Below are 12,090 nucleotides of genomic sequence, written 5' to 3'. Positions count from 1 at the left end.
CGCTGCTGCCGGTCAGGGCGCGATGTAGTCTGCGGACGTGATCCTGGTCGAGTTTTTGCTGCTCCGGAGTCTCCATCTTGTCTGACAGTGTAGCAGATCTTTATTTACGTCGGTCTCGGTTTTTCCTCAAAAAATCCGTATTCGCCGAGGAAGTCGTTCTTGAAGTCGGAATATTCATTCTTTTCGATAGCATCACGCGCTGCGGCGACCATGTTCAGGTAGAAGTGGACATTGTGAATTGCAGCCAGGGTTGCTGACAATACTTCATTAGCATTGTAGAGATGATGCAGGTAGGCCCGGGTGAAGTTCCGACAGCAGTAGCAGTCGCATGATGGGTCGACCGGGAAGAAATCACGCCGGTAGCGGCGATTGGTCAGCCGAATCTTGCCGCGCCGGGTGAAGAGGGTGGCGCTGCGGGCGTAGCGGGTCGGGATGACGCAGTCGAACATGTCCATGCCACGATCGATGCTTTCGAGAATATCCTCCGGCAGGCCGACTCCCATCAGGTAGCGCGGCTTGTTTTCAGGCAAGAATGGTTCGGTATAATCAACGACCTTTTTCAGCAGTTCCAACCCCTCGCCAACCGAGACACCACCAATGGCGTATCCGGGAAAATCGAGTTGGGTCAACTCCTCGGCACATATCCGGCGCAGGTCATCGTAGATTGAACCCTGGACAATCCCGAACAGGGCCTGGTCGGTACGGCCGTGGGTCCGGCGGCAGATCTCGGCCCAGCGTAAGGTCTTTTTGATCGATTTAGCTGCGTAATCGTGGGTTGACGGATAGGGGATACATTCATCAAAGGCCATGATGATGTCGGCGCCGAGTCGGTTCTGGATTTTTGTTGCTTCAACGGGTCCGAGGAAGGTTTCATCGCCGGTCACTTCGTTTCTGAAGCGGACGCCATCGTCACCAATCTGTTTCTTCGGCAGGGAAAAAACCTGGAAGCCGCCGCTGTCGGTCAGGATCGGCTTGTTCCAGTTCATGAATTGATGCAGGCCTCCGGCCTTTTCAATCAATCCTTCACCCGGCTTGAGATGCAGGTGGTAGGTGTTGCTCAGGATGATCTGCGCACCGGTTTCATCCACCTGGGCCGGAGTCATCGCCTTGAGCGCCGCGTGGGTGCCGACCGGCATGAAAATCGGCGTTTCGATAATGCCGTGCGGGGTTGTGACCTGTCCGCGTCTGGCCCGTGAGGTTTTGTCTTTATTAATCAGCTTGAACTCGAGCATAGTGTTAAGTCTATCCATGTTTGGAATCGGTAAAACTGTCTGCGCCGGACCATAACAGATGCGTATTTCCGGTGCAACAGAAACCGGAGTTCTAAAGTCATCTTTATTCATTAGAAAGAAGAGTGGAACGGTGGGGAAAAGATCAGTAATGATGCAAGTTAACGCTGTTTTGAATGTGTATACAGTGTGCAATTTTTCAGTTGACATATCGCGGGTGCGAATGGTACTTAGAACAAGTTTTAATGCCGGTAAAAAATGGATGTAATTCGGCATTGAATGGTTGGTAGGGCCGCTTGAAATGACATGAAATTCGGTAGCTGGCATCGCCGAAAACACGCCTCTCAGGCGCCATGGCCCCATCTCTTTTTAATTTCATACAGGCTTTCCCGGTCAGTCCACCCTGCTGCCGGGAATTTAGACTTTCGGTGGGGATTTTATTATTGAATCGCGATTCAACCCGAATCGCAATTAACGTCACAAGGGAAGAAACATGATTCTGACGCAAAGTTCTGTGGGGAGAAAGATCTTGGTGGCGGTAACCGGCGTTCTGCTGGTTGCTTTCATCTGTGTTCACCTGCTCGGGAACCTGTCGCTCTTTGCTGGCGCCGATGCGATCAATGCTTATGCAGCCAAGCTGCACAGCCTTGGTCCGGTTGTCTGGATTTTTAGAGCGGTCATGCTGGTGCTTTTCGCAGTGCACATTGTTTTCGCCGTGCAACTGACTGTTGAAAACTCATCGGCCCGTCCCGTAGCGTACATGCAGAAAGTAAATGAGGAAGCCACTTTTGCAAGCCGGTCAATGATCGTCACCGGTTGCATCATTCTGGCCTTCGTTATTTATCATGTTCTGCACTTCACCGGCCATGTTGTCGGCGTGGAGAATGTCGAGGCGCTGGTTGATTCGTCCGGTCGGTTCGATGTTTACACCATGGTTGTCCAGAGCTTCAACAGCGTGGCGATTGCGATGATCTATCTGATCGCAATGGTTTGCCTCGCTCTGCACCTGTTCCATGGTGTTGGCAGCTTCTTCCAGACGCTCGGCCTGACTAATGACACTACCTTTGATGGTATTGGCACATTGGGCAAGGTCGTCTCCTTCGTACTTCTCATCGGTTATGTCGCAGTCGTTTTCTGCGGCGTAGCTAAATAGATAGGGGGTAAGACAGTGATACTCGACGGTAAATGTCCAACTGGACCGATTCAGGAAAGCTGGGACAAGCACCGCTTCGATATGAAGCTGGTCAACCCGGCCAACAAACGTAAATTCAAAGTTCTCGTCGTTGGTACCGGCCTCGCCGGTGGCGCCGCCGCGGCCTCACTTGGCGAACTCGGCTACAATGTCGAGGCGTTCTGTTATCAGGACAGCGCCCGCCGCGCCCATTCGATTGCTGCCCAGGGCGGCATCAACGCGGCCAAGAACTATCCGAACGACGGCGACAGCATCTATCGCCTCTTCTACGATACCATCAAGGGCGGCGACTTCCGGGCCCGTGAAGCCGATGTCTGGCGTCTGGCCCAGGTCTCCAACAACATTATCGACCAGTGTGTTGCACAGGGCGTTCCGTTCGCCCGCGACTACGCCGGCTACCTCGATAACCGTTCGTTCGGCGGGGCCCAGGTCTCCCGGACTTTTTATGCCCGCGGTCAGACCGGTCAGCAGTTGCTGCTCGGTGCTTACCAGGCGTTGATGCGCCAGGTCAAAGCTGGCACGGTCAAGCTCTTTGCCCGTCGCGAAATGCTCGATCTGGTTGTTGTCGATGGCGCTGCCAAAGGCATCACCTGCCGCAACCTGGTCAATGGCGAGATCGAAACCTACTGGGGTGATGCTGTTATCCTGGCGACCGGCGGCTATGTCAACGTCTTCTACCTGTCGACCAACGCCATGGGCTGCTCGGTCACAGCCACCTGGAAAGCCGCCCGAAAAGGCGCTTTCTTTGCCAACCCGTGCTACACCCAGATTCACCCGACCTGCATTCCGCAGACCGGCGATCATCAGTCGAAACTGACCCTGATGTCGGAGTCGCTGCGTAATGACGGCCGCTGCTGGGTTCCGAAGAAGAAGGAAGACACTGACAAAGCCCCGGGGGATATTGCGGACGAGGATCGTGATTACTACCTCGAGCGCAAGTACCCGTCCTTCGGCAACCTCGCGCCGCGTGATATTGCTTCACGCGCCGCCAAGGAACAGTGTGATGACGAGCGCGGCGTCGGCCCGGGCAAGCGGGGTGTATACCTCGACTACCAGTCGGCGATCGACCGGGTTGGTGAAGACACCATCCGTGAGCGTTACGGCAACCTGTTCCAGATGTACGAAAAAATTACCGACGAAAACGCCTACAAGCAGCCGATGCGTATTTACCCGGCACCGCACTATTCAATGGGCGGACTCTGGGTTGACTACAACTGCATGAGCAATGTTCCGGGCCTGTTTGTCCTCGGTGAAGCGAACTTCTCGGTTCACGGTGCCAACCGCCTCGGCGCTTCGGCGCTGATGCAGGGCCTGGCCGACTGTTACTTCGTTATACCGTATACGATCGCCAATTACCTCGCCGGTGTAACTCCGGGTGAAATCACAGACGAGCATCCGGAATTCAAGAAATCGGTTGAAGAGGTCAAGGGCCAGATCGACACGCTGATGAATATCAACGGCAAGAAGTCGGTCGCCCAGTTCCACCGTGAACTCGGCAAGATCATGTGGGAAAATGTTGGTATGGCGCGTAGCGATGCCAGCCTTAATGACGCCCTCAAGAAGATTCCGGCTCTGCGTGAAGAGTTCTGGCAGAACGTCAATGTCACCGGCAACAAGGAACAGATCAACTCGCAGCTGGAAAACGCCGGCCGGGTTGCCGACTTCCTCGAGTTCGCCGAAGTTATGACCAAGGACGCACTGCACCGTGAAGAGTCTTGTGGCGGCCATTTCCGGACCGAGCATCAGACCGAAGATGGCGAGGCAATGCGTGATGATGAAAACTTCACCTACGCTGCTGCCTGGGAATTCAAAGGTGTGGACAAGGAGCCGGAGCTGCATAAGGAGCCCCTGAAATTTGAAAACGTCCAACTTGCCGTAAGGAGTTACAAATAATGAATCTGATACTGCATGTATGGAGACAGAATGGCCCGAACGACAAGGGCCGCCTGGAGCAGTACGAGGCCAAGGGTGTCAGCCCCGACATGTCGTTCCTCGAAATGCTCGACGAAGTCAACGAAGACCTGATTGCCAAAGGTATCGAGCCGATCGAATTTGATCATGATTGTCGCGAAGGGATCTGCGGTACCTGTTCACAGGTCATTAATGGAATCCCGCACGGCCCGGAGCGTGAGATCACCACCTGTCAGCTGCATATGCGCCGCTTCCAGGATGGCGACCAGATCTACATCGAGCCGTGGCGCTCCCGTGCTTTCCCGATCATCAAGGATCTGATGGTTGACCGTAATGCGCTTGACCGGATCATCCAGTCCTACGGCTACACATCGGCCCACACCGGCGGTGTTGCTGACGGCAACGCCATTCTGGTACCGAAGCCGGCCGCCGATATGGCGATGGATGCTGCCGAGTGTATCGGTTGCGGCGCTTGTGTTGCCGCCTGCCCGAACGCGTCAGCGATGCTCTTTACCTCGGCTAAAGTTGCCCAGATGGCAGTTCTGCCGCAGGGAGTTGCTGAAGCTGTGCGTCGCGTCAAGGCAATGGTTGGCCAGATGGATTCCGAAGGGTTTGGTAACTGCACCAACCACTACGAGTGCGAAGCGGCCTGTCCGAAAGGCGTGCGCACCACCTTCATTTCACGGATGAATCGTGAAATGATCAAGGCAATACCGCAAGCCGAGTAGTTTGTTCGGCTGAAAATGCTACGATATGGGCGGGTCGTTTGACCCGCCCATTTTTTTATGATGAATGAATCATTATCCCAAGCAAATTATTGTCGGGTCATTTTCGATCTTGAATTCCAGGAGCCTTTTCTACTGGAAAAAGGGATGATGCTGCGATTGCGCCGCGAGTTCAAACGTGTTTCCCGGACTGCTTCTAACGACCCGATTGACCAGGCGTGGCTCGAGACCCTGCTCGAACCTGACCTTTCAGCCGATCCTTTTGCCAGGCGACTCTATCAGAAACCGTCACCCCGGTTTGTCCTCAAGCCGTTCAAAGAGGAGAACCTGGACCTTGATGCCGGAGACCAGTTTAGCCTGGAAGTTCTTTTTTTCGGTGAGTGCGGTGCACAGATATCAACATTCTGTTCATTGTTGCGCCGACTCGGACGACTCGGATTATATCGTGGTGAAGGGAAATTCGAACTTATTAACCTCGGGGCTTTTGACCAGGCTGAAAACCTTTCACGAGTGCCAATACCAGATGACGACCGCCCGGCCGTTTCTTTGCCACTGCGCCCGCTGGCATGGCAGATTGATTCATCCCAGAACCTGGCTGCAGGTCTGAGACTCCGCTTTGAGACTCCAGCCCGATTGCTCTCGAACAATAAGCCGACCTTCAAACCCAATTTCCATGATATCTTCCCGTTTATGCTGAGACGGGTTACTTCGATGCTGTATACCTGTTACGGGATTGAAATGGTTGACGATGCTCAGTACCTGGTCGACAGGGTCTCCGAGATTGAAACGGTATCATCGGAGCTGTACTGGCATGACTGGCGAACAATGGAAGGGGACAAATGGCAGGACATCGGTGGTATAGTCGGCATAATCCATCTTGGCCGGATCGATATCGATGAAGTGCTCAATGTCATTGTTATGAGCAGTCTGTTTCATATCGGAAAAAGTGCTTCCTACGGATGTGGGTCAATTAGCCTTGAATTAGCACCACGATAGCCGCTTATACCGTAGTCATCCTTGCAGCTTTCTTTCTAGCGAGTATAATTGTAAAAAACCCTGTCATTTCAAGGAGGTGCTGAGATGCCTGATGCTTGGGAAGAACGCAAGAAAGCACTGGAAAATCAATATTTTTATAATCTTGAAAAAGAATTGATCGAAAAGATCAGACATGACACCGATGAAAAACTGATTCGCAAATACTGTAAAAATCGTTGCCCTAAGTGCGGTGACGAGATCAAGCCGATAACCTTCCGTGAAGTTCCACTCGATAAATGTCCGGGATGCGGCGGGGTCTGGCTCGGTCCCAAAGATCTCTCAATTCTGGCCGAAAAGGATCACCGGACCTGGTTTGATAAATGGTTTCATGAAGAAACATGAACCTGATTACTTTAAAAGGGAGTTATTGATAGATGACCTGGTTTGTGTTGCTGGTGCTCGCCCTGGGCGGCGGTATTATGCTCTGGCGCTGGTTGACGACGCTTGAAAAAGATATCCGGGCAGAAATTGAATCCTCCGGAGAGACCGCTTCACCTTCCGGGGACTCTGGAAATTCCGGAGCCGGGAAGTCGGTGATTGATGCGGCAGAACCGGTTTCACGAATACTTGAAGTGATCAAGGTTCAACCCGGAATTCTGCAAAAGGATCTGTATCCCGAGCTGGCTGATATTGAGCGAAAAGATTTGCAAAAAATGTTGCTCAACCTTGATCGCTCGGGTAGAATTTCCCGTGTTCGCGTAGGGAATTCCTATCAACTGAAACTTAAACTCTGACGACGGATTATTCATGCAGCGGTTATTGCGGATTTGCCAGGAGATTGAACAAACGGTTGCTGATATCTACCGGCACTGGGAGACTGTTTTCAGCGATCAGGAGTCTCTGTCCCGTCTCTGGGGGCAGATGGCTGATGATGAACTTGATCATGTACGGCAGATCCAACTGGCCCAGCGCGTCGCCAACGAGCAAGTATTCGGTGAGCAGAAAATCTCTATCAATCTGCTCGAGGAGGCATTGGCCAAGGCCAAGCAGTTGCTGAAGGAAGTGCGGGAGCGTGATGTTTCGGCGGAGAAGGCGCTGAAAACCGCGATCAAAATCGAGGAATACTTCAGCAAGGCACACCTGTCGAATGCGCTCGAGGTGACTGACAAATCATTAATGACAATGTTTAATTCACTTGCCCGGGCTGATGATCAGCATGTCGAATCCTTGAGGAATTACTATGATTCAGTGTTTGGTGACAAGTAGCAAATAGCAAGCATAACAAAAAAGAAGCCTGCTCGATTGAGCAGGCTTCTTTTTTGGTCTTGGAACGAAAAAATGAAAAGATGTTTCTGTTAACGGAGATTGTAGAAAACATCCATACCACCGAAAACGGCAATCTCATCCAACTCATCTTCAATCCGTAGTAACTGGTTGTACTTGCAGACCCGGTCGGTTCGACAGAGGGAACCGGTTTTGATCTGACCGCAGTTGGTGGCAACAGCAAGATCGGCAATGGTCGTATCTTCGGTTTCGCCGGAGCGGTGTGATGCAATGGCAGTGTAACCGGCCCGCTTGGCCATCTCGATTGCTTCGAGGGTTTCGGTCAGGGTGCCGATCTGGTTAACCTTGATCAGGATCGAGTTGGCGATGCCCTTGTCGATCCCTTCTTTAAGGATTTTGGTGTTGGTGACAAAAAGGTCATCGCCAACAATCTGGATTTTCTTGCCCAGTTTTTCGGTCATCAGTTTCCAGCCGTCCCAGTCGTTTTCGGCCATGCCATCCTCGATTGAGATGATCGGGTAGCGATCAACCAGGTCAGTGTAGAATTCAACGATCTCTTCGGCTGATTTTTCTGACTGTTTTTCATTTGCCAGGATATATTTGCCATCCTTGTAGAGTTCGGATGCTGCAACATCAAGGGCGAGTACAACTTCTTCACCCGGCTTGTAGCCGGCCTGTTTGATCGCCTCCATAATAACCTGCAATGCTTCTTCGTTGCTCTTGAGATCCGGCGCAAAACCGCCTTCATCACCGACTGCGGTGTTGTATCCTTTCGAACTCAGCACTTTTTTAAGCGCATGAAAGATTTCGGCACCCATGCGCAGAGCTTCCTTGAAGGAGTCGGCGCCACACGGCATGATCATGAATTCCTGGATGTCGACATTGTTGTCGGCATGCTCGCCGCCATTGATGATGTTCATCATCGGCAGGGGTAATTCCTTGGCGTTGGTGCCGCCGAGATACTGGTAGAGCGGCAGGCCGGAATCTTCGGCAGCAGCTTTGGCACAGGCAAGTGAAACACCGAGCAGGGCGTTGGCGCCGAGGTTGCTCTTGAAGTCGGTGCCATCGAGTTCAAGCAGTTTGCGGTCGATTCCGGTCTGGTCGGTCGCTTCCCAGCCGATCAGGGCTTCGGCGATCACCTCATTAACATTTTCGACAGCCTTGGTGACGCCTTTGCCGAGATAGCGGCTCTTGTCGCCATCACGCAATTCGAGGGCTTCGCGCTCACCGGTCGAGGCGCCGCTTGGTACAGCGGCCCGGCCCATGGCGCCGCTATCGAGATAAACTTCAACTTCTACGGTCGGGTTGCCGCGTGAATCGAGAATTTCACGGGCATAGATATCGATGATTTCGCTCATGTTCTCTCCTGTTTATGAGGATATATTGGAGTGTGATAATTTGTAATCAGGCGAACTATTTATAGCACAGCAGGTCTAAATTGAAAGCCCTTTTTGATCTGCTGTGCAAGGGCATTGCTTTTCCCAAGTTACGGTGGTATTTTATGAGCGTTTTTCGATGAAGGATGATTTATTGACAAAACATGATACGACTACAGAGTTCGTTGCTCAGGATCAAAAACTGGCCAATCTGCTCTTCGGTCAACAGAACCGTCATCTCAAGCTGATTGAACGCTATCTCGGAGTCCGGATCGGGTCGAAAGGGAACCGGCTGATTTTCGAAGGCGATCAACCTCAGGTGCAACTCGCTGTCAGGCTTTGCGAGGAGCTCTATTCTCTACTGAAAGAGGGTTATCCCCTTTTCCCGAACGACATTGATTATGCGAGCAGGATTCTGAGTCATGACTCACGGGTCAATCTCAAGGATATATTTTTAGATACGGTTCTGATTTCGGCTCGCAACAAGGTAATATCACCGAAGAGTCTGGCGCAGAAGACTTATATCGATGCGATGCGCCAGCATGATGTCGTATTCGGAGTGGGCCCGGCCGGTACAGGCAAAACTTATCTGGCGATGGCGATGGCGGTGGCGCATTTAAACAAGAAGGAAGTCAGCCGCATCCTGCTTGTCCGCCCGGCGGTTGAAGCAGGGGAAAAACTCGGCTATCTGCCGGGGGATATTGCCGAAAAGGTAAATCCGTACCTGCGGCCGTTGCATGATGCACTGTTCGATATGCTCGATTTTGATGCCGGTCAGGATTTGATTAACAAGGGGATTGTTGAGGTCGCGCCGCTTGCATTCATGCGCGGGCGGACGCTGAATGATGCCTTTGTTATCCTTGATGAAGCACAAAATACGACGGTTGAGCAGATGAAAATGTTTTTGACGAGACTCGGTTTTGGCAGTCGGGCCGTTATAACCGGGGATGTAACCCAGGTTGATCTGCCGGACGGTCGTCCTTCGGGCCTCGTCGATGCCGTAAAGGTGTTGAAGCAGGTAGATGGGATCTCGATCACAAACTTCAGTGATCAGGATGTCGTACGCCACCCGATTTTTCAGAAAATTGTTCAGGCATACGATAAATCAAAACAAGGGAGACGTACCTGACGATCTACTGATCTGATGGACATTTAATTATATGGCGTCGAGCGAACGAAAATCCGAATCCACGGCACGTACCGGGAAAAAACAACCGCAGTGGAAGAAATTGATCAATTCGATCGATCTTCGTTACCAGCGTTATATCGTTATGTTTCTGCTGGCCATCGTCCTGACGGTCATCATCATTCCGAAAGGCGGGTTTACCCCCGGGTATTATTCTATTGGCGACATCGCTTCGCGCGACGTCAAAGCTTCGCGGGAACTGTTGATTCCCGATGCTGACATGACCGAAAAGAAACGCGTTGAAGCTGAAGATACGGTGTTGCCGATTTATGATTTTGATTCCGAAGCCGGTATCGGGCTGGTCAACCGGGTGCAGCAGGCCCTTGATCTGAGCAGGAATGCTCTTGCCGAAGGGCAAACACCTGATGAATTGAAATCGGAGATCGAAAATCTGCTTGGAACCAGTCTTGAGAAAAAGGAAATGTCACTCCTCATCGATCTTGCCGGCGATGATGGGGCTGCCCGCGCACTGCGTGAAGCTCTTTTGGCCACAATGTCGAAAAAGGTTGTCGCCAACCTCAAACTTTTTCAGACCGAACGAGAACGCGGTGTTGTTGTCCGTGATCTGACCACAGATGAAGAGGTTGCTTCAAAGGATATTCCGGATGTGATCGGGCTTGGTGATGCAACCGACCTGTTTGCCGAATTGATTGGTGGAAACAAAGCGATCGAAAAAGGTCAACGGCAAGATCTTAGATTGCTTGTCAGCAAGATTCTTCGACCGAACCTGACATTCAACAAAAGTGAATATGAATCACGTCGCGATAATGCCAGGAAGTCGGTGTCGGCGGTAGTCTATCAGATCAAGCAGGGTGAGATGATCGTCCGCGAAGGCGAGCGGGTTACGGCTGATCAGGTTGAGCGGCTCAAGGCTTTAAGCGACATCGGCAGCGATGTTCGGAACATGAGAACGGCTCTTGGACTTTTGGTCCTAACCATTGTCATGATGTTTGTATGTCATCGCTTTGCCAGCAACAATATTCGCAAATACAATCTCAATAACCGTGATCTCTGGTTCCTGGCTACGACCTTTGTCGGCCTGTTTATTCTGATCAAGGTCTCAATCTTTGTTGCTTCGGCCCTCGAGAGTTCTTTTCCGTACATCAACTCCTCGAGTTATTATTACGCAGTCCCGTTCGCCGTTGGTGCCATGCTGGTCCGGATCGTACTCAATTCGGAAGTTGCCATCTTTTTCTCGATTCTGGTCGCCCTGCTGGTCGGAATTTTTTTCGGGAATTCTCTTTTTCTGACCTTTTATGCCTTTGCCGGAAGTTTGACCGGCGCTCACTGGGTTCGTCATTGTGCCCAGAGGGCGACCCTCTACCGGGCTGGCTTCCGCCTTGCTCTGGTCAATTTCATGATTCTGCTCGGTTTGCAATTGTTGGCCGGTCATGAGTTTGATCTTCAGGTACTTTACAAAGCAGGCTTCGGGCTCGCTAATGGATTGATCTGCGCGATCATCGTTACCGGAACAATCCCACTGGTCGAACATCTGTTCAAATATACGACCGATATCAAGTTGCTCGAACTTGCCAACATGAACTCTCCGGTTTTGCGGGAACTGATGATCCAGGCTCCCGGCACTTACCATCACTCCGTTGTTGTCGGCAACCTGGTGGAATCGGCGGCTGAAGATATCAATGCAAACCCGCTGCTGGCCAGAGTCGCTGCCTATTATCATGATATCGGTAAAATGAAGAAACCGATGTATTTTATCGAGAATGTAGGTCTCGGCGACAACAAGCACGACAAACTGGCGCCCTCAATGAGTGCCCTGATCCTGATGGCACATCTCAAGGATGGTGTCGAGATTGCCCGGGAGCATAAACTCGGAGGTGCAATCATCGGCGTCATCCGTGAACATCACGGCACCGGGTTGATAAAATTCTTTTTCGACAAGGCGAAGAACCAGGTCGACCAGAATGTTCAGCAGGTTGATGAGCGTGACTACCGCTACCCCGGGCCGAAGCCGCAGACCCGCGAGGCCGCCCTGATCATGCTGGCTGATGCAGTAGAGGCGGCCGGCCGGACGCTGACCGACCCGACACCGGCCCGGATCCGGGGGATGGTTCAGAAAATTATTAACAACATATTTATTGACGGTCAGCTTGACGAATGCGAATTGACCCTCAAGGATGTCAATAAAATTGCCATCAGTTTCGAAAAAATCCTGGCCGGTATCTTCCATCACCGTGTTGACTATCCTGAACCG

The 12,090-nt window shown here is 51.9% G+C and carries 11 protein-coding genes; 9 read left to right on the top strand and 2 right to left on the bottom strand.

Going from position 1 to position 12,090, the window contains the following annotated elements:
* Window positions 1-104 precede the first annotated feature (104 nt).
* The gene (locus tag C0623_14300) at window positions 105-1,232 is read right to left on the bottom strand and encodes a tRNA guanosine(34) transglycosylase Tgt (GenBank protein PLX97889.1); all 1,128 of its coding nucleotides are present in this window, start codon (window positions 1,230-1,232) and stop codon (window positions 105-107) included.
* A 490-nt stretch (window positions 1,233-1,722) separates the two neighbouring features.
* On the opposite strand from C0623_14300, the gene C0623_14295 reads away from it, so the two are divergent.
* The 7 genes from C0623_14295 (at window position 1,723) to C0623_14265 (ending at window position 7,298) form a co-directional block, all read left to right on the top strand.
* Window positions 1,723-2,382 (top strand): succinate dehydrogenase/fumarate reductase cytochrome b subunit, encoded by a 660-nt coding sequence (locus tag C0623_14295; protein PLX97888.1) that lies wholly within the window; start codon window positions 1,723-1,725, stop codon window positions 2,380-2,382.
* Window positions 2,383-2,397: 15 nt separating this feature from the next.
* Entirely contained in the window at window positions 2,398-4,314 is a 1,917-nt protein-coding gene (sdhA, locus tag C0623_14290) for a succinate dehydrogenase flavoprotein subunit (GenBank protein PLX97887.1), read from the top strand.
* Window positions 4,314-5,060, top strand: a complete 747-nt coding sequence (locus tag C0623_14285; protein PLX97886.1) for a succinate dehydrogenase — start codon at window positions 4,314-4,316, stop codon at window positions 5,058-5,060. The genes sdhA and C0623_14285 overlap by 1 nt, the downstream gene beginning before the upstream one ends.
* Before the next feature lie 57 nt (window positions 5,061-5,117).
* Complete coding sequence (locus C0623_14280; protein ID PLX97885.1) at window positions 5,118-6,053, top strand: hypothetical protein; 936 nt, start codon at window positions 5,118-5,120, stop codon at window positions 6,051-6,053.
* A gap of 84 nt (window positions 6,054-6,137) precedes the next feature.
* Complete coding sequence (locus C0623_14275; protein ID PLX97884.1) at window positions 6,138-6,434, top strand: hypothetical protein; 297 nt, start codon at window positions 6,138-6,140, stop codon at window positions 6,432-6,434.
* A 32-nt stretch (window positions 6,435-6,466) separates the two neighbouring features.
* On the top strand, window positions 6,467-6,826 hold the full coding sequence (locus C0623_14270) for a hypothetical protein (GenBank protein ID PLX97883.1): 360 nt from the start codon (window positions 6,467-6,469) through the stop codon (window positions 6,824-6,826).
* Window positions 6,827-6,839: 13 nt separating this feature from the next.
* Window positions 6,840-7,298 (top strand): hypothetical protein, encoded by a 459-nt coding sequence (locus C0623_14265; protein ID PLX97882.1) that lies wholly within the window; start codon window positions 6,840-6,842, stop codon window positions 7,296-7,298.
* Between the two features lie 89 nt (window positions 7,299-7,387).
* On the opposite strand, the gene C0623_14260 is transcribed toward C0623_14265, so the two are convergent.
* Window positions 7,388-8,674: a phosphopyruvate hydratase gene (locus tag C0623_14260; GenBank protein ID PLX97881.1), complete on the bottom strand. Its 1,287-nt coding sequence runs from the start codon at window positions 8,672-8,674 to the stop codon at window positions 7,388-7,390.
* A 157-nt stretch (window positions 8,675-8,831) separates the two neighbouring features.
* Here C0623_14260 and C0623_14255 point away from each other — a divergent pair, with 157 nt between their 5' ends.
* Window positions 8,832-9,821, top strand: a complete 990-nt coding sequence (locus tag C0623_14255) for a phosphate starvation-inducible protein PhoH (GenBank protein ID PLX97880.1) — start codon at window positions 8,832-8,834, stop codon at window positions 9,819-9,821.
* Window positions 9,822-9,852: 31 nt separating this feature from the next.
* On the top strand, window positions 9,853-12,090 hold a 2,238-nt coding region (locus C0623_14250), incomplete at its 3' end, for a phosphohydrolase (protein PLX97879.1).

The sequence above is a fragment of the Desulfuromonas sp. genome (assembly GCA_002869615.1).
Taxonomy (GTDB): Bacteria; Desulfobacterota; Desulfuromonadia; order Desulfuromonadales; family UBA2294; genus BM707.
This window is presented reverse-complemented; position numbering and strand designations above follow the sequence as displayed.